We start from the raw sequence: 17712 nt of genomic DNA, 5'->3' as shown, positions 1-17712 counted from the left end.
ATTCTCATGATAGAAAAATCATCGTCTCAACCTGCGTTAATCGCGGTTGACTGGGGAAGTAGTAACTTTAGATCCTTCTTATTGGATCAACGGGGTCAAATATTATCTGAAGTAAGTGCAGCAAAAGGCATGCTTAATTTAGACAAAGAGCAATTCGAATCAACCTTATTTCAACAGATAAGTCCTTGGATAAATGATCAAGGCAAAACGGAAAACAGTTCAAATACCAAAAGCCGCTTGCCAATACTCATGGCCGGAATGGTCGGCAGTGCGCAAGGCTGGTGTGATGCAGGTTATATCAGCTGTCCAGCAGATGCCATGCAAGCGGCTGAACAGTTACATAAAGTCACTAATCAAGCACAACTTAATATTCACATTGTGCCAGGAGTAAAATGCCAGACGAGTCATTTACAACCCGATGTCATGCGCGGTGAAGAAGTACAGGCATTTGGCGCAGTGGCTTTATTGGAGCAAGAGTTAGGCTTATTAAATAACGCACAACTTGAAAAACTCGTGTTTTGTTTACCTGGTACACACTCAAAGTGGATCAGAATGGCAAAAAGTGATGCGGGTGACGCAGTAATTGATGATTTATCGACGCATATGACTGGTGAGGTTTATAACCTGATTGTTGAACATAGCATTTTAGGTAAAGGTCTAGCCAACACCAATAACGAAATGGCTTTTGATATTGCGAGCTTCTTGCAAGGCGTTCATACCAGTCAACGTGAAGGTGGATTATTACATCATTTATTTAGCGCAAGAACATTAAGGTTAGAACAGCGCTTAACTGAATCAGATGTCACAAGTTATATTTCTGGTGTACTCATTGGGGCAGAACTCAATGCAGTACTGACATCATCGCCTAATCTTGAACATATTTATCTTATTGGTGGTTCACAACTTAATTATTTATACAGCGAAGCATTAAAAGAATTGGGGTATTTATCAACGACGGTTAGTAGTTCGAAAGCGTCTGCCGTTGGCATGTTAAATATCGCAAAACAAGCAAAACTTGTAACATCAAAGGACAAAGGATAATGACTATTTCATTAACAGATGCATTAAAAGAATTACCTTTAGTGGCAATTTTACGTGGCGTGACTCCTGAAGAAGTGATCGCTATAGCTGATGTACTTGTAGCAGCAGGATATCGTGTAATTGAAGTGCCACTGAATTCTCCTAATCCTTATGAAAGCATCAAACGCTTAAGTGAAAAGTATGGTGAATCTGTTGTAATAGGTGCAGGGACGGTAGTATCGAAGGAGCAGGTTGATTTAGTCAAAGAGGCGGGTGGGAGAATTATTATATCGCCTCATGCAGATATCGACATTATTCAATACAGTAAAAAGCTGTCTTTATATAGCGTTCCTGGTTTCTTGAACCCGACTGAAGCTTACGCCGCAATTAATGCAGGTGCAGATTCCTTAAAGTTATTTCCTGCTGATACAGTTGGCCCTAAAGGGTTAAAAGCGATGTCAGTTGTGCTACCAAAAGAGATGCCGATTTTACCGGTAGGTGGCGTATCCCCAAGTACAATGAAAGCGTTTTTAGATGCTGGAGCCAGTGGTTTTGGTTTAGGTAGCGGGTTATACAAAGCGGGCATGTCAGCTGAGCAAACGAAGCAAAATGCATTGTCTTATGTTGAGGGGTATCAAGCCGCCGTTAACATTCATTAAGTAATAAATTGCTAAATTAATTACCTTTTTATTTTACCTTGTTAGTTTCCTATTTCACTTCTGTATCTTTAGCAGCCGTAAGGCTGCATTTTTTTTAGTTTTTTATGCTACTTAACCGCTATTAATTTTTATGACCTATAACAAATGGCTAAAAATATAGAATAAAGACCAAGGTGTTGATTGTTTTCAATTGACACTTTAAACATACTATGTTTCTATAGGACTTATGAGTGAATTAATATATTACGATTTAAAATGCACCCAAGGAATGTCTCCAAGTCTATCGGTGCAAGTCGCGAAAGAGCTTGGTCGCAGAATTGTGTCAGGCGCTTTTGAAGCCCATAGTCTAATTGATGATGAAAATGCATTAGCTGCCCGTTATCAAGTTAGCCGAGTTGTTGTTCGTGACGCAGTTAAAATCCTCGTAAGTAAAGGACTGTTAGAAGTTCGACGTGGAATTGGTACTCGTGTTCAATCTAGAGATAAATGGAATATGCTGGATGACGATATTCTTGCATGGCATTTATCTGCGCCACCAAATCTTAGCTTTTTAAAACAATTGATGGATGTGCGATTGGCTTTTGAGCCTAAAGCGGCTAGGTGGGCTGCTGAGCGTGCTACTGCAGAAGATTTAGCCGACATCGAATCAGCTGTTGAGAGAATGGCTCAAGCTAATAATACCGCAGAAGATTTTATTATTGCCGATTCACTGTTTCATAAGTCAGTGATGAAAGCCGCCAACAATGGCTTTTTAGCGTCAATGGAAGGAGTGATTTACTCTGCGTTATTAGTGAGTATTAAAGTCACGAATAAAGACCCTCGTGAAAATGGGGCGTCGGTGCCTTTTCATCGAGAAGTTTATGAAGCTATTGCAGCTAAAGATGGTGATAAAGCAGAAAAGCTCACTGAAAAATTGCTGAATGATGCCAGTATTCGACTTTCTTTGACTCAAAACAGCAATTAATCGTCTCTGGCGGTTGTCTATTGTCCTAAAATCAGATAAATAGTATGTAGTTATTTTTATGGACAATATAATTACATGAGTGAATTAACATACTACGATTTAAGACGAACAAATTCGATGTCACCGAGTTTACCTGTTCAAGTAGCGAAAGAACTGGGTCGTAGAATTGTTGCCGGCACCTATACTCCTGGGACGTTAATTGATGACGAAAACAAGCTAGCTGAGCGCTTCAAAGTTAGCCGTGTTGTAGTACGTGATGCCGTTAAAATTCTGGTAGGTAAAGGCTTATTAGATGTTCGCCGTGGTATTGGTACGAAAGTTAAAGCGAGAAATCATTGGGCTTTACTTGACGATGATGTACTGGCTTGGCACCTTTCAGCACCACTGAATCCAGAATTCCTAACTCAATTGATGGAGTTTCGACTCGCATTTGAGCCCAAAGCTGCGTCACTAGCGGCCATGAATGCGACCGATGAAGATATTCAAGCAATAGCGGCTGCCCTTGAAGAGATGGCTTCTTCAACCAATGATGTTGATCGCTTCGTTGTAGCCGATGCCCACTATCATGGCGCAATTCTACGCGCATCTCACAATGAATTATTTATTTCTATGGAGTGTGTGATTTTTTCATCACTTTTGGTCAGTATTCGAGTCACTAACCAAAATGATGCAGAAAATAAAAGCTCAATTCCATTTCACCAAGAAGTCTTCGATGCCATTAAAGACCGTAATGGTGAGTTAGCGCAATCGTTAACTGAAACACTATTAAGTGATGCTAAAGCACGACTGACGCAGTTAATGAAGTAAGTTTCTCTTACTAGCAATCATTGTTAAGTTGTAAAACATAAGCCCAACAATAGTTGGGCTTTTTTGTGCTGACTAAAAACTTAGTGAATATATTTACATTGTTTATATAAACATCATATGTTTAAATTTATTTAATAGAAATCAAGGCAACGTGTTGCTCAATCAGTTAAAAATCAATTGATGTTATTAAAGGAATTATTGTGAGCGAGTTTAATCAAACAAAACAGGGCGATGTGCAAGAACATCAAGATTTGCACATGAACGAGGACAAACAAGAATACAGTCAATCTCAATTAGATGCTGCAACGCATTTATTAAAGCAGCGACAACAAGCTATACCTGTTTCTGATTTACGAAACAATGCGCCCAAGACACTTGATGATGCGTTTGCTATTCAACAAATCATGATGGCTCAAACCTCCAGTGAGCATATTGGGTGGAAATGCTTAATTCCACAACAAAACGGGAATGTGATCGTTGCGCCATTATTATCCCAATTAGCCACAGAGCAGCAAGATTGTTCAATAAAATCAATAAAAGGTTATGCCCTAATTGAACCTGAAATTGCATTTGTATTAGCTAATGATTTATCTGCAGGTCAAACATACAGTAATGATGAAATCGATGATGCAGTAGGGGAAACACGCTTAGCATTAGAATTAATTGAACCACGATTTTCTAAAGACTACGATGCTAATCATTTTGAACGCTTAGCTGATGGCTTAAGTAATCAAGGCTTGTATTTAGGCCCAGTTATTGACAAACCTATTGCTTATAAAGCTGCAAAAATTGACATTAATATTAGCCAAGAAAAAACTGAGCAAGTCTTTGCAGGTGTTCATCCATGTGAGTTACCTCAGAACCCACTTTATTGGCTTGTTAATCACTTAACAGCAAGAGGAATTTCATTGAGAGCGGGGCAAGTTATTATTACAGGTTCCTATTGTGGTGTTGTAAAGGTAGCGATGAATAGTCCTGTTAACATTAATTACCAAGGGATAGGCCAATTTTCAGTGAATTTTACTGGCTAAGGCTATGGCAGCAATTTGTTTAAACAAACTGAGTTATAAGTCGATTTTACTATAACTCAGTTTTTTATGTCGTCATATTAGTCTAGGTGTTTACTTGAATGAATCTAATTTGATTTCTCTGTCAAAAATTCTTATTTTATTTTCTATTATTGTATAAATTATGTTGACTCAGTGACATAACGACATTATTTTGCATCTCCATTTTTGACTTACATTACCAACAAGGAAAAAAATCATGACAGAGCCATCAGCGATCAGTTTGATCCCGCCAGTGGTTGTTTTGATATTAGCAATTGTATTAAGAAGACCTATTTTAGCGTTAGTAATAGGTGCTGTTGTGGGTTTATTAATGCTTGATCCTGTTGAAGCATTAAATAATTTTTCGGAAATATCGTTAAGTGTCATGGCTGATGAAACCATTGGTTGGTTAATCTTAGTATGTGGCACGTTTGGTGCGCTAATCGCTTTACTCGTTCGAACGGGCGGGGCATTCGCATTTGGGAAAAATGCACTGAAGGTAGCTAAAGGCCCTAAATCATCGTTAATGATGACATTTGTTTTAGGTGTTGCCATTTTTATTGATGACTATCTTAATGCATTAACTGTGGGTGAAACCATGAAGCGAGTGACGGATAAATTTCGTATTTCTCGTGAAATGCTGGCGTATGTTGTCGATTCCACAGCCGCACCTATTTGTGTTCTCGTCCCTTTATCGACGTGGGCTGTGTTTTTTGGCGGCTTACTTGTTGATAACGGTATAGCAGAACCTGGGCAAGCAATCTCAGTTTATATGCAAGCCATTCCATATATGCTTTATGCATGGGTTGCTGTGATTATGGTTCCTTTAGTCATTTTAGGGGTGATGCCGCTTATTGGTCCGATGAAAAAGGCTGAGTTAAAAGCAAAGCAAGGTATTGGGATACCGGTTGATGAGTCAGCTGATATTCAAACCAGTAATGACTATGCCGTTAAGGCGATGGAAGATGAATTTAAAACGGCTGATCATCAAGGGAAATTACATAATTTCCTTGTGCCAATTATAATGCTTGTTGGTTTTACCGTATATTTTGATATTGATGTGTGGCTTGGTTTGTTAGCGACCATGACAATTACGATCCCTTATTATGCTGTGCAGCGTTTAATGCCTTTTGCTGAAATGATGGAGCAAATGATTGATGGCTTTAAAAGTATGTTACCCGCAATTGGGACAGTGATTGCAGCATTTATTTTTAAAGATGTATGCGATAAGTTGCTGTTACCTCAATATGTAATTGAGAGCTTAAGTCCCTACATGACAGCACAGTTTTTACCTGCAGTCGTGTTTGTTGCAATGGCATTATTAGCCTTTGCTACGGGGTCAAGCTGGGGGATTTTTGCCGTATCGATTCCTATTGTTATGCCGCTTGCTCAAGCGGTCGGCGCGGATATTCCGTTAGTGATCGGTGCATTACTTTCTGCATCATCCTTTGGGAGTCAAGCTTGCTTTTACAGTGATTCTACAGTGTTAGCAGCGCAAGGTGCAGGGTGTAACTTAGTCAGCCATGCCATCACTCAGTTGCCATACACTTTGATTGCGGCAAGCATCACCGTGATAGGTTTTATTGTGATAGCGTAATAATGTGACCACATGAAGTCGACGCGACTTATCTGTCGTGGCTAATAATGTTAAAACCAGTGCTTGTCACTGGTTTTATATTATCTGGAGTTCAGCCTAATGAATGACAAGAACACTGAGAAGTTTACGGGTTGTAAAATGGCGTTAATTTCAGGCCGTCAGTTGGTTGTGTATTTAAGAGATAACCTTGCAACCATTCCTTATCCCAATTGTTGGGACTTTCCAGGTGGTGGGCGTGAGGGGAACGAAACAGCTGAAGAGTGTGTGCTTCGTGAATTGAATGAAGAGTTTTCACTTGTTTTAACTAAAGCGTGTTTGATATATAAACAAATCGACATTAATCAAACTGGTAATGGCAACGCTTATTTTTTTGCAGCTCATATTGATAATGAACAGCTTGATAAGATTAGGTTCGGAAATGAAGGCCAGTATTGGAGGCTGATGGATATTGAAGATTACCTGAATCACCCACAAGCTATTAACTCTTTACAGCAGAGACTTAAACGATATCTAGCCGAAATAGATTATTGATGAATACTATAATGACATCAACTAAAACAAGGATTTGTTTTGTATATTCCAAAAAATCTAAGAATTAATGATTTAACATCACTCCATATGTTTGTTGCTGATTATGGTTTTGCTGTCATCACAACTGCGGATTTAACCGCATCCCATTTACCCTTATTACTTAAAGCAGATGAAGGTGAATTGGGCACACTCTATGGCCATATGGCTCGAGCTAATCAGCACTGGAAGATAGCCGATGGGCAGTCAGTTTTAACTGTTTTTTCAGGCCCACATGGCTATATCTCACCAACATGGTATGAGAGCAGTCCCGCTGTACCCACATGGAATCATGCGGCTGTACATGTAAAAGGGACTGTCACATTGACAGACGATGAAACAACCTTGTCTATACTTAACGACACTATTGCGAAATATGAACCCAGTTTACTGAGTAGTGAAACCCATGGTCATGATGGTTTTATACCGCCTGACTATAAATTGAAGTTAGCCAAAGCGATAGTGGGCTTTAAAGTAAAAATCGATTCAATTGAAGGCAAAAATAAATTAGGCCAGCATCGCTCTCTGGCCGATCAAAAGGGAGTGCTTGCTGGACTAAGCGAATCAAGTCGATTAGACGATCAGGCGTTACTGGCATATACCAAACTGTACTACCAACAACATGAGTAAGCCGCCCATTTAAAAAATCAACATGAAGCACCAGTAATCAGAAGTCTATAAGCACATACAGTAAATCGCACAGTAGGGAGCGACAGTGAATCAGCATAATAAGTTTGAGTCTGTTCAACCGGTAGACGGGTATTATATCGATACGGATAAAACTAAAATCGATATAAATGTCGTCTATGGGTATATTTCCAATTCTTACTGGGCGAAAGATATCCCAATTGAAGTGCTGACCAAAGCCATTGCCAATTCATTATGTTTTGCTGTGTATACCGTGGATGATCAACAAGTTGGTTTTGCCCGCCTTATTACTGATAAAGCCTCTTTTGCCTATCTCGCTGACGTGTTTATTCTTGAGCAGCATCGCGGTAAAGGTTTAAGCAAATGGTTAATAAATGAGATTGTGACTCACCCTGAAATTGTTGGGTTACGGAGAATGTTGCTAGCAACTAGAGATGCCCATGGTTTGTATGCTCAGTTTGGTTTCCTCCCAATAGAAAATCCAGAAATTTTAATGCAAATTTGGCGTCCTTCAATCTATTTAAGCTCTCAAAATGATGACTAAAAGGCGTTAAAGCGATGTAATAATCCATATATCGAACAAGATAAATGTAATCAATTTGCACATTCTGTGACATTTTCAGCTGTTTATTTATTTTCAACCCAGCATTGATAAGTTAAAGTAATTACTTAATATTTTACTATTTTGTTCATTACTTTGGGTTTGGTATGTCGAATTCTCAACAAATTGATAAGACACAAGATTTAGATTTTGTCCGTAAAGCAACGCTAGATACGATCGCAAAGACCATGATTCACTCAAGTGAATTACATGGGTTTGGTTTGTTTGCTACAGATGCCATTAAAGATGAGCAAATTCTTTATTTATTTGATGGCCAAGTGGTATCAATTGCAGACTATGAAAAAATCGAGTCGCTTATGGCAAAAGACATTGCCCCTTATTCGAATTACATTTTCATGGAATGTAATTACCTCAATAATGAAACCTTATTAGTCAGAAATTTCAGAACTAAATACAGTTATATTAACCACTCAAGAACGCCGAATACTGAAATCAGGTATCACCCAATGCGTCTAGTGGCTATCAAAGAGATTCAAGTTGGTGAAGAACTAACGATTGATTATCGCAAAGAGCAACTTTCTGACGACTATCTAACTAACCCAGAAAAACAATTTTTATAATAATAAGAAATCCTTATGCCGAAAATTCGCGTTATGTGTGTACAGCCTATTGAGGTTGATTCAGAACAATATGAACAACTCATCAGTAAGAAAAGTCGTATTGGCAAGTTAATTGGGACATTTGACAGAAACCATTTCAAAATAGAATGGCTTAAACAATTCAACGCATTACATCGTGATTTATCAAATTTTAAATGTATTTATCGCAGTGAAGAAAGCAAGGTTTCAAATCTTTTATTAAAGCAAGATCTACAGTCTACAGACTTTCATGTAAATGGTTTGCATGACATCAGTGAGTATCTTGATCTTGAAAATACAACCTATGAATTGGTTTTCGATCAACGATTTTTTAATTTTGTTTTGGTTGTTGAAATACACTTAAACTTACCTGATGACAAAACAGCTGAACTGTTATCAACAGAGCTGACAGCAGATGAACTTGCAGAAAGTCAAGGTGCTGATTTCTATAATAATCTGAGAAATTTATTAGTAAAAGAACATGACACTAGCGCACTCAGTCAATGGGGTAATGCAGTACGTTTAGAAGTGTGTAAAAGAATTCAGGCTATTAGCCATATTCCGTTAAAAAGTAGCCACAGACCATTAGCTTATATCGGTAATAATTCAGGTAATTTCACTTTCTTTGTCGAAGCTAGCCCGCAAGATAAACAAATGAAGCAGCAGTTTCTAGCCTGTAATGCCAAAGCTGAGCGTGTTAAAGGTAATAATACGACAATTATCGATAATGATTGTGTGCATTATGCCTTTTTCAGTCGTTTTCATACGATTATGACGTTAGATATAGGACGATATTACCGATTTGCGCCGATTCAGCATCATATTCAATCAACTTGGTATTACGTCAGTTTTTATAGCCGTGTCTTAGATAAACTAAATAGTCATATTCTTGCAAATGACTCGAAGAAAACCCTTAACTCAAAACGTAATGTTATTGATGAATATATTAATAAGATTGAGTTGCTACGAATGAATAACGAAAATTTCAAATTAGCAATTGAGTCAGACAACGAAGATGTTTATCAAAAAATTGAGTCTAAATGGAATGTAGAAAGCAGCCTAGAGCATGCTAAAACTTACGTTAGTTTTTTTAAAGACTATTTAGAACGTGCTTACGCTCGTAAAGCAGAGCAATCTAATCGTCGCCAAAATCAAATATTGTTCATCATATCCTGTATCCAAATATTGGGGTTGATTAGTATTTGGAGTGATTACCTAGGGTTAAGTAAAATAGAGCGCTTTATTAACTCAACAGGTATTCATACTGGTTCCAACGTCGATACCGTTTTGCAAATCAACACTTGGTTACCACTTGGCCTTATTGCAGTATTGGTTTTGTTGATGATGTTGGCTTATATGCGCCGAGACTAATCATCTTAGAAAAGAAAAGGGAGCAATTGCTCCTTTTTTTATTGGCTTTGTAATTTTTGGTGTTTAAAAAAACGCGTTAATGGCAGCCAGATAAAGCCACAAAATAACCCACCGAGTACGCCAATAAAATGAGATTCGGTCGCGACACGTGCATTGATAATAGCGCTGACACTTTCGCTGGCACCAAAGTACATTTCGTATCCCACTTTGGCAAACACACCTAGCAATAATAAATAACCTGAATTATAGCCTTTACGTATATCTAATAGGGCACCAAAGGTAAATAGGCCATGTAATAACCCGCTGAGTCCGACATAACCTTTAAGCTCTGGAAAAAACCAGTAAAGACCTAATCCTTCTAATACACACAAACTGATAAACAACGAAGCAAACTGACTTATATGGCCTTTGTAATGAGATTCATGTAAAAATAAAATAACCCAAAAGCCTGCAAGGTTCATTAATAAGTGCCACAAGTTTGTGTGTAACAAATTACCTGTGATGATACGCCAGTACTCACCTTGAGCGATGTTATCGTAGCGATAACTTAATAGGTTATCGACATCAATTGTTCCCAATGGGTTCATCGACAAAACAAAGAATACACAGCATGTAATACTGACCAAAATTGCAAAGTAATAGGCACTTGCACTGTTACGACTTCTTCTTGCCATGTTTTAAGTCCGTTTTACCTTATAATATTGTTTATTATAGTGAATCGTTAACACTTTGCTTAACTAAATGCTGTTAAACACAGTCAGGCAATAGAGGTTTATGGCTGACGTTTCAAATCACCTAGCGATTTGTTGGTAAATTGATTTGATAAAGTGACACGCGTTTTAACGTGCTGACTTACGATTTAAATCAGCCATAACGCTTTGACGATTATTAAGGTAATCCTCTAAACCTCTTTGTCTCAATAAACAAGCTGGGCAATCTCCACAACCGCTGCCTTTAATGCCGTTGTAACAGGTTAAGGTGTCATCTTTAACGAGAGTGAGTGAGTGGTACTTATCAGCCAATGCCCATGTTTCAGCTTTATTCAGCCACATAAGGGGGGTAACAATATTGAGCGGTTTGTCCATACCAAGCTCTAATGCTTGTTGCATTGATTTTACAAAATCATTTCTGCAATCCGGATATCCTGAAAAATCGGTTTCACATACCCCAGTGATGATTGCATCGCAGCCTAATTGATAGGCATAAATCCCTGCTAATGTTAGAAACAATATATTGCGACCAGGAACGAAGGTACTCGGTAGGCCATTGTCCATTAATTCATGTGAAACCGGAATCGCATCTCGTGTTAATGAAGAAATGGCTAATTCATTTAATAAACTGACATCCATGACTTTATGGCTTGCTACTTTAAGCTTTTTTGCAAGCGCTTGGGCAATGTCGATTTCTTCTCTATGGCGTTGACCATAGTCAAAGGTAATGGCATGGACTTCATCGTATTGAGTCAAGGCTTGAATAAGGCATGTGGTGGAGTCTTGACCACCTGAAAAAACTACAATTGCTTTGGACATTAAAATCACCGGAAAGACAAATATAAGGTAATGGACGAAAGTCATCATTACTATGCACATGTTTGTCTGTTTATTAATAACAAAAGTGCATTTTATCTTATCCAGCATAAAGTTGGCAAAAACTTGCAGCTAGAAACAAAATCATCTATAAATGCGCCCTTGAAATTAATAAGGCTTGCAAATGAATTATCCTGTAAACGAAGTATTTGAAACAATTCAAGGTGAAGGTAGCTTTACCGGAGTACCTGCCATTTTTGTCCGTTTACAAGGCTGTCCTGTGGGTTGTGCTTGGTGTGATACTCAGCAGACCTGGGAAGTGTTAGCTCAAAACAAGGTAAACCAAGCTGATGTCATTCAAGTTGATGGCACTATTGGACGTTGGGCCGAGCATGATGCAAGTAGTTTAATTCAAGCTTTTCAAGCCAAAGGATATACCGCAAAGCACATTGTACTGACTGGCGGCGAGCCATGTATGTACGATGTCACTGATTTAACCAGTGAGTTTATTGCTGCAGGTTATGCTGTGCAGATTGAAACCAGTGGCACTTTTGAAGTGCTGTGCCACGACAAGGTCTTTGTGACGGTTTCACCTAAGGTAAACATGAAAGGCGGATATGAGGTGCTTGAGCAGGCGTTAACACGCGCGAATGAGATTAAGCATCCCATAGCAACACAAAAACACATTGATGAATTAGATGCCTTATTAGCAAATATCGATACGCAAGATAAAGTGGTGTGTTTACAGCCAATTAGTCAAAAACCTAGAGCGACTGAACTTGCGATGAAAACATGTATTGCTAGAAATTGGCGCCTTTCGATTCAAACACATAAATATTTAGATATTGATTAAATAAAAAACCGCTCATTGAGCGGTTTTTTATTGGTACGGTTAATCGCTTAAGGTTTTAACGAACCACTACGATTAAATTGTGTAAGTTGCTGGTCGAAAAATGCAGTATCGCCGATGTTTTTACTTATCCACTCAGGGTTGTAATAGGTGTCTAAATACCGATCCCCAGAGTCACATAATAAGGTGACTAACGAGCCTTGCTGATTGTGCTGTTTCATTTCACAAGCTAGCTGAAGAACGCCATAAAGGTTAGTTCCTGTTGATGGACCCACTTTGCGTCCTATCAGTTTGGCTAGCCAATTCATTGTTGCTAATGACGCAGCATCAGGTATTTTTTTCATATCGTCCACAACCCCAGCGATAAAAGAAGGTTCGACTCTTGGTCTACCAATCCCTTCAATTTTACTGCCGTTTTCACACGTAATGGTGAGATCTCTTTTGTGGTAATAATCGTAAAACACCGAATTCTCAGGGTCGACTACACATAACTGTGTTGGTAATTGTTGGTAATTTAAGTAACGGCCTATGGTTGCAGATGTACCGCCAGTGCCAGGACTCATGACTATCCAAGCAGGAGTAGGGTACGGCTCTTTCAGCATTTGGTTAAAAATAGAGTCAGCAATATTATTATTACCACGCCAGTCGGTTGCTCGCTCTGCATAAGTAAACTGATCCATATAATGGCCATTAAGCTCAGTGGCTAACTTTTGAGATTCAGCATAAATTTTACTGCTGTGATCGACAAAGTGGCACTGACCACCATAAAACTCAATTTGTTCAATCTTAGTTTTTGCAGTTGAAGATGGCATAACGGCAATAAATGGTAAGCCTAATAATCTTGAAAAATAGGCTTCGGACACGGCGGTGCTGCCTGATGAAGATTCGATTATGGTAGTGTTCTCGTTTACCCATCCGTTTGAAAGCGCATATAAGAACAGTGAACGTGCTAAACGATGTTTTAAACTGCCTGTAGGATGGGTACTCTCGTCTTTAAGGTATATATCAATACCGGAGAGCTGCGGTAAATCGAGTTTGATAAGGTGAGTATCGGCACTTCGCTGAAAATCTGCTTCAATTTTGGCGATTGCTTGATTTACCCATTGCTTTGACATGATGAGATCCCGATTAACAAATAAAAAATCATCATAGACTCAAAGTGGCAACGCTAAAAGGTATACAGATCACTTTATCGATTAAATAACATTAATTGGCGCATCAAACGGGTATATATAAAGTTTATTCGACATATTTACTGCTTTAAAGAGAATAGTCTTGAATAGAGAGATAATGGGAGATATTTGAAACGAGATATATAAAATAAGAAGTGGTGGAGGGAGAAGGATTCGAACCTTCGAAGGCTGAGCCGTCAGATTTACAGTCTGATCCCTTTGGCCACTCGGGAACCCCTCCACATTTTCTTACTTGTCTTGCAGTATTGTTGGCCACAACAATATTTTTTAATAATCAATAAACCGATAAATGGTGGAGGGAGAAGGATTCGAACCTTCGAAGGCTGAGCCGTCAGATTTACAGTCTGATCCCTTTGGCCACTCGGGAACCCCTCCACGAAACGGTATATTTATCATTGGTGCAAATGGTGGAGGGAGAAGGATTCGAACCTTCGAAGGCTGAGCCGTCAGATTTACAGTCTGATCCCTTTGGCCACTCGGGAACCCCTCCTCAATTGCGGCGGCAATGATAGTCACGAATTAAATATAAGTAAAGCCAAAATCGAAAATAACTCTCAAGTATTTGTTTAAGTGGTCGATAAAATATCAATCCTAGTAATTAATGATGTTTTTATATGCAAATCGAGTTTCCTTTAGTCAATGAACTGCAGTTAGGTCGTCGTTTAAATGACGCAATCGAACATGACCGCCGCGGCGAATTTGGCTTACTATTATCAATGCTATCAGCAGACGCTAGAGATATGTCGCAATTTCAGCTTGATAAAGAACTCGATGATAATCAAAAGCTGTATAAAGCCTTTGACTTACCCAAGCAGCAACAATTGGTTTGTGATTTATCGAAACAACAAGCAATAGATAATGCTAGTGCATTTCATCAAAGCGGTTCATCTCAATTTCAGTTGACTCAAGCATTACATCCTGAGGCCATAGTGACTCGTGGTGAGTTTGATGATGACATGCAAATAGCACTAGCAAACTGTGATCTATTAACAAAATTAAAGCATCAACAAAAACTACCTGAAGTATCTGAGTTAGATAAAATGCACTTTTTAGATCAGTTATCAGTACAGCGAAAAATTAGCGAAACAATTGCTAATCAGCTGTATGCAGTTGCATAACACAATATAGAGTATCGACAAATAACCACCCGATTCAGAATGAAATAACATAAACCGCTAATAGTGTGAACTAGTTATAAAATTAATCTCAGTTTTTACGTTAAGCTGACGCTTTCTTTATCATTGTGATAGGTGACTAATTATGATTAAAACAATTACCCAGCAAGAAGTTCAGGTAAGCGATAGCTGTAATGATTGTGGATCATTTGTCGATATTGGCACTGTAATTGACGAGCAGGATACACGCCTTATTTTGAAAATTACTGGTGATGCAGTTGCCGAAGAAGCAGAAGATATCATTACTAAAGCAAAAATTCGTTTTGACTCAGTTAAGGTTAATAGCGAGCAAGCGGAAGCAGATATTACTGTCATTATAGATTTTGAATTCACTGCTGAAAAAATGATCTTTCAATTAGAGAATGGCTTGTAAATAGCTAAAATATATCAAATATATAATGATTTTTGCGCTAACAACTTGCAATTTAATTCAGTGAGTGTAACCATCGTTACATTACTACTTTATGCTTAGACATATGTCATAAGCGCCAAGGCCATTTTACATTTGCTTTGGTACATGAGGGATGTTGATTTTTGTCAAGTCACCCCTTATTTTAGCTGGAAAAAGCCTCCAAAGAATGAGGTGACCCGACTGTTATGCTGTCTTTTTGGGAACAATAATGAAGCAAAATGAGCAACAACATTTATTAGAGTTAATTGTTAACTCAAAAGCAAAAGAAAAGGGCGACTTTACTGCGACCTCTGAACTTGCCTGTAAATTGTTATTGAAATACTTTAATGCGACTTGTGTATCAGTTATTTCGCTACGAAATAAAGCACTTGAGCAAAAAGTTGTTGCTTGCGCCTCACCCAACACAGCTATGGTTGAAGTCACCAAGAAATTCCGTCATAAACACTTTGCATCAGAGCTGTATTTTGATGAAATACGACGTTATCGACACGTTGTCAGTAATATTTCTTCTACAGATAAACGCCTTACTTGCTTTTCTGAGTATTATCTCCAGTCTGGAATCCAATCAAATTTAGATGTCGCAATTCGAATCAATGGTCATATTGAAGGACTACTGTGCATTGAATTTGATCACCAAATTGAACTGCCAAAACAGTCGATTGAATTTGCTTGTCAATTTGCAGACCAATTAGCACTGACACTTGCCACCCGTTACGCTTATGACAAAGACGAACGTTTAACCTTGTTCCATAGTGCAACAGAGCAAGCTAAACATGTGTTGATGTTGGTTAACTTAAAAAATCAAATTATTGAGTATATCAATCCTGCACATGAAAAAATGACAGGGCTGTCTCGTGACGTTGTGCAAAACAATGAACTCATTACCTTGGATTTCTTTAGAGGTAAGCGTGAACTTGCTAATGAATTAACACAAGAGTTAATAGCGGGCAAAACCGTTCAAGGCGAAACCGAATTACAACGAATCGACGGCACAAATTATTGGGTACAATATCAAGCTAGTCGTTTCGTTACCGAGCAAGGCAACTATTACGCATTGGTGTCGTGTTTAGATGTTTCAGAACAGCGACGTCATAAAGATGAACTTGAAAAGCTCGCATGGAACTGCACGTTAACGGGTTTACACAATCGACTTCATTTTACTCAACAGCTCGACGTCACGTCTGAAGGTGTTCTGATACTAATCGATTTAATGGGCTTTAAGCGTTTCAATGACACAAGTGGTCACGAGCAAGGGGATTCCTTGCTCACTGAAGTGGCAAGAAGGCTCAAGCATTTTGCTGAAAGTAACGGAGCAATTGATGTTGCCCGAGTTGGCAGCGATGAGTTTGCCTTGATTTTACCGGCGATACATTCAAGTGACATTTTAGAAGAAACGATTGTTAAGCTATATCAAAAACTTAGTGTCCCATCTGTGATCGGAAGAGAAAAGGTTGACCCGAAAGCCGCGATTGCTGTGGTTGATATTGCGCCTGTTGTTGGGGAGTTTTCACCGCTTTCTTGCGCTGATATTGCGCTTCAATATGCAAAAAAGAAAGCTATGATGAATTATCAAATTTTCAATGATGATTTATTAGCGACCTTTAAAAATAATGCAGAAATTGAACGTGACTTACAAACAGCAATACGTGGGCGTCAGTTCGAGCTTTATTACCAACCTTTAATGGATTTAAAGAACCATAAGTTCATTGGCGCAGAAGCCTTAATACGTTGGCATCACCCTAAGAAAGGAGTGCTCTACCCAGGCGCATTCATTGATATTGCCGAACAAACGGGCATGATCAATGCCATCGGAGATTGGGTATTAGAAGCTGCCTGTAAACAACTTAACTTATGGCAACGTAAAAATGTCGATATTGTTATGCATGTTAACGTAGCGGCAAGACAATTCTTTAGCGGGAATTTATTTGAGCAAGTTTGGAATTTAGTGACTCGCTACCGTTTAAAGCCACAAAGCTTGATATTAGAAATCACTGAAACTGAATTAATGGGTGATGTGCGTCATGCGACTTGTTTGTGTCAAGAGTTGGCTGATTTAGGGGTAGGCTTGGCCATTGATGATTTTGGTACGGGTTACAGTTCAATGCGTTATTTAAAACAGTTCCCAATCAGCAAATTAAAAATCGACCGTTCATTTATTTCAGATTTAACGACCAGTCATCAAAGCAGAGAAATTGTAAGTGCGATTATCGCAATGGCGAAAGCATTAAATATTTCACTGACGGCTGAAGGAGTAGAGACAAAAGAACAAGAGTTGTTTTTAGAAGATAGTCTTTGTAATCACGCTCAAGGCTATTTATACAGTCCCGCTATAAGAGAAAATGAATTCTCTCGGTTCATTTCTGAGCAAAATGAAACGGTACATTAAATTCGAAACTCTCTACTCATAACTGCACACTCGTAACTGTTCATTCATAACAGCCAGCAAATCTAAAACCTTTTTGCTAAACCAAATTAGTTAAGTCTGATTATTTTGACCTAACTGGTTAAGTTAGTTAAATCAGTTAAATCAAACCTCTTAAATTAAATCTCTATAATCACAGTGCTTTTATAAAGCGATAATGGTTACGGTGATGATGCATACCCCAGTGTGGAAATAGGTGAGTGTTTGAAACGACAACCTAGGTGTTATCTGACTCATTCACTTTTCAACTAA

Annotated in this window: 18 protein-coding genes and 3 tRNA genes; 15 read left to right on the top strand and 6 right to left on the bottom strand. The window is 38.5% G+C overall.

Annotated features, from left to right (window positions below):
• The first annotated feature begins 6 nt into the window (after positions 1-6).
• The 11 genes from A9267_RS02805 to A9267_RS02755 all read left to right on the top strand — a co-directional run bounded on the left by A9267_RS02805 (position 7) and on the right by A9267_RS02755 (position 9882).
• Entirely contained in the window at positions 7-1041 is a 1035-nt protein-coding gene (locus A9267_RS02805) for a 2-dehydro-3-deoxygalactonokinase (RefSeq protein WP_065108159.1), read from the top strand.
• On the top strand, positions 1041-1679 hold the full coding sequence (locus tag A9267_RS02800) for a 2-dehydro-3-deoxy-6-phosphogalactonate aldolase (RefSeq protein WP_231919033.1): 639 nt from the start codon (positions 1041-1043) through the stop codon (positions 1677-1679). The genes A9267_RS02805 and A9267_RS02800 overlap by 1 nt, the downstream gene beginning before the upstream one ends.
• A 226-nt stretch (positions 1680-1905) precedes the next feature.
• Complete coding sequence (locus A9267_RS02795) at positions 1906-2643, top strand: FadR/GntR family transcriptional regulator (RefSeq protein WP_065108157.1); 738 nt, start codon at positions 1906-1908, stop codon at positions 2641-2643.
• Positions 2644-2718: 75 nt separating this feature from the next.
• Positions 2719-3450: a FadR/GntR family transcriptional regulator gene (locus tag A9267_RS02790; RefSeq protein WP_065108156.1), complete on the top strand. Its 732-nt coding sequence runs from the start codon at positions 2719-2721 to the stop codon at positions 3448-3450.
• A gap of 200 nt (positions 3451-3650) precedes the next feature.
• Positions 3651-4481 carry a 2-keto-4-pentenoate hydratase gene (locus tag A9267_RS02785; protein ID WP_156669087.1) on the top strand — a complete coding sequence of 277 codons (831 nt, stop codon included), beginning with the start codon at positions 3651-3653 and terminating at the stop codon, positions 4479-4481.
• Positions 4482-4716: 235 nt separating this feature from the next.
• A complete protein-coding gene (locus tag A9267_RS02780) occupies positions 4717-6096 on the top strand; it encodes a Na+/H+ antiporter NhaC family protein (protein WP_065108155.1) in 1380 nt (459 codons plus the stop codon).
• Positions 6097-6195: 99 nt separating this feature from the next.
• Positions 6196-6627, top strand: coding sequence for an NUDIX hydrolase (locus A9267_RS02775; RefSeq protein ID WP_065108154.1), 432 nt, complete (start codon positions 6196-6198; stop codon positions 6625-6627).
• 39 nt (positions 6628-6666) lie between these two features.
• Positions 6667-7293 (top strand): FMN-binding negative transcriptional regulator, encoded by a 627-nt coding sequence (locus tag A9267_RS02770; protein ID WP_065108153.1) that lies wholly within the window; start codon positions 6667-6669, stop codon positions 7291-7293.
• Positions 7294-7378: 85 nt separating this feature from the next.
• Positions 7379-7855 (top strand): GNAT family N-acetyltransferase, encoded by a 477-nt coding sequence (locus A9267_RS02765; protein ID WP_065108152.1) that lies wholly within the window; start codon positions 7379-7381, stop codon positions 7853-7855.
• Positions 7856-8019: 164 nt separating this feature from the next.
• On the top strand, positions 8020-8493 hold the full coding sequence (locus A9267_RS02760; protein ID WP_055024018.1) for an SET domain-containing protein: 474 nt from the start codon (positions 8020-8022) through the stop codon (positions 8491-8493).
• Positions 8494-8508: 15 nt separating this feature from the next.
• Complete coding sequence (locus A9267_RS02755; RefSeq protein WP_065108151.1) at positions 8509-9882, top strand: hypothetical protein; 1374 nt, start codon at positions 8509-8511, stop codon at positions 9880-9882.
• A gap of 38 nt (positions 9883-9920) precedes the next feature.
• Here A9267_RS02755 and rrtA read toward each other — a convergent pair whose 3' ends face one another.
• A complete protein-coding gene (rrtA, locus tag A9267_RS02750) occupies positions 9921-10556 on the bottom strand; it encodes a rhombosortase (protein ID WP_065108150.1) in 636 nt (211 codons plus the stop codon).
• Between the two features lie 165 nt (positions 10557-10721).
• Positions 10722-11411, bottom strand: coding sequence for a 7-cyano-7-deazaguanine synthase QueC (gene queC / locus A9267_RS02745; RefSeq protein ID WP_082972166.1), 690 nt, complete (start codon positions 11409-11411; stop codon positions 10722-10724).
• A gap of 181 nt (positions 11412-11592) precedes the next feature.
• On the opposite strand from queC, the gene queE reads away from it, so the two are divergent.
• Positions 11593-12261, top strand: a complete 669-nt coding sequence (gene queE, locus A9267_RS02740) for a 7-carboxy-7-deazaguanine synthase QueE (protein ID WP_065108149.1) — start codon at positions 11593-11595, stop codon at positions 12259-12261.
• A gap of 47 nt (positions 12262-12308) precedes the next feature.
• Here the strand turns inward: queE and A9267_RS02735 are convergent, their stop codons facing one another.
• From A9267_RS02735 to A9267_RS02720, 4 genes are all read right to left on the bottom strand, one after another.
• Positions 12309-13373 (bottom strand): PLP-dependent cysteine synthase family protein, encoded by a 1065-nt coding sequence (locus A9267_RS02735; protein WP_065108148.1) that lies wholly within the window; start codon positions 13371-13373, stop codon positions 12309-12311.
• A 213-nt stretch (positions 13374-13586) separates the two neighbouring features.
• Positions 13587-13671, bottom strand: a tRNA-Tyr gene (locus A9267_RS02730).
• 70 nt (positions 13672-13741) lie between these two features.
• Positions 13742-13826 (bottom strand) — tRNA-Tyr (locus A9267_RS02725).
• A 30-nt stretch (positions 13827-13856) separates the two neighbouring features.
• Positions 13857-13941, bottom strand: a tRNA-Tyr gene (locus A9267_RS02720).
• 124 nt (positions 13942-14065) lie between these two features.
• On the opposite strand from A9267_RS02720, the gene A9267_RS02715 reads away from it, so the two are divergent.
• The 3 genes from A9267_RS02715 (at position 14066) to A9267_RS02705 (ending at position 17424) form a co-directional block, all read left to right on the top strand.
• On the top strand, positions 14066-14569 hold the full coding sequence (locus A9267_RS02715) for a VC2046/SO_2500 family protein (RefSeq protein ID WP_065108147.1): 504 nt from the start codon (positions 14066-14068) through the stop codon (positions 14567-14569).
• A 142-nt stretch (positions 14570-14711) separates the two neighbouring features.
• Complete coding sequence (locus A9267_RS02710; protein WP_065108146.1) at positions 14712-14999, top strand: DUF406 family protein; 288 nt, start codon at positions 14712-14714, stop codon at positions 14997-14999.
• Between the two features lie 247 nt (positions 15000-15246).
• Positions 15247-17424 carry a sensor domain-containing phosphodiesterase gene (locus A9267_RS02705; RefSeq protein WP_065108145.1) on the top strand — a complete coding sequence of 726 codons (2178 nt, stop codon included), beginning with the start codon at positions 15247-15249 and terminating at the stop codon, positions 17422-17424.
• Positions 17425-17712: the final 288 nt, after the last annotated feature.

It is taken from the genome of Shewanella sp. UCD-FRSSP16_17 (assembly GCF_001675935.1).
Taxonomy (GTDB): domain Bacteria; phylum Pseudomonadota; class Gammaproteobacteria; order Enterobacterales; family Shewanellaceae; genus Shewanella; species Shewanella japonica.
This window is presented reverse-complemented; position numbering and strand designations above follow the sequence as displayed.

What these genes read in the sequence shown, in the direction of transcription:
- A9267_RS02790 (WP_065108156.1), top strand. Translation starts at nt 2,719, where the DNA reads ATGAGTGAATTAACATACTACGATTTAAGACGAACAAATTCGATGTCA.
- A9267_RS02735 (WP_065108148.1), bottom strand. Translation starts at nt 13,373, where the DNA reads ATGTCAAAGCAATGGGTAAATCAAGCAATCGCCAAAATTGAAGCAGAT.
- A9267_RS02805 (WP_065108159.1), top strand. Translation starts at nt 7, where the DNA reads ATGATAGAAAAATCATCGTCTCAACCTGCGTTAATCGCGGTTGACTGG.
- A9267_RS02800 (WP_231919033.1), top strand. Translation starts at nt 1,041, where the DNA reads ATGACTATTTCATTAACAGATGCATTAAAAGAATTACCTTTAGTGGCA.
- A9267_RS02710 (WP_065108146.1), top strand. Translation starts at nt 14,712, where the DNA reads ATGATTAAAACAATTACCCAGCAAGAAGTTCAGGTAAGCGATAGCTGT.
- A9267_RS02760 (WP_055024018.1), top strand. Translation starts at nt 8,020, where the DNA reads ATGTCGAATTCTCAACAAATTGATAAGACACAAGATTTAGATTTTGTC.
- A9267_RS02715 (WP_065108147.1), top strand. Translation starts at nt 14,066, where the DNA reads ATGCAAATCGAGTTTCCTTTAGTCAATGAACTGCAGTTAGGTCGTCGT.
- A9267_RS02705 (WP_065108145.1), top strand. Translation starts at nt 15,247, where the DNA reads ATGAAGCAAAATGAGCAACAACATTTATTAGAGTTAATTGTTAACTCA.
- A9267_RS02795 (WP_065108157.1), top strand. Translation starts at nt 1,906, where the DNA reads ATGAGTGAATTAATATATTACGATTTAAAATGCACCCAAGGAATGTCT.
- A9267_RS02755 (WP_065108151.1), top strand. Translation starts at nt 8,509, where the DNA reads ATGCCGAAAATTCGCGTTATGTGTGTACAGCCTATTGAGGTTGATTCA.
- A9267_RS02780 (WP_065108155.1), top strand. Translation starts at nt 4,717, where the DNA reads ATGACAGAGCCATCAGCGATCAGTTTGATCCCGCCAGTGGTTGTTTTG.
- queE (WP_065108149.1), top strand. Translation starts at nt 11,593, where the DNA reads ATGAATTATCCTGTAAACGAAGTATTTGAAACAATTCAAGGTGAAGGT.
- rrtA (WP_065108150.1), bottom strand. Translation starts at nt 10,556, where the DNA reads ATGGCAAGAAGAAGTCGTAACAGTGCAAGTGCCTATTACTTTGCAATT.
- queC (WP_082972166.1), bottom strand. Translation starts at nt 11,411, where the DNA reads ATGTCCAAAGCAATTGTAGTTTTTTCAGGTGGTCAAGACTCCACCACA.
- A9267_RS02775 (WP_065108154.1), top strand. Translation starts at nt 6,196, where the DNA reads ATGAATGACAAGAACACTGAGAAGTTTACGGGTTGTAAAATGGCGTTA.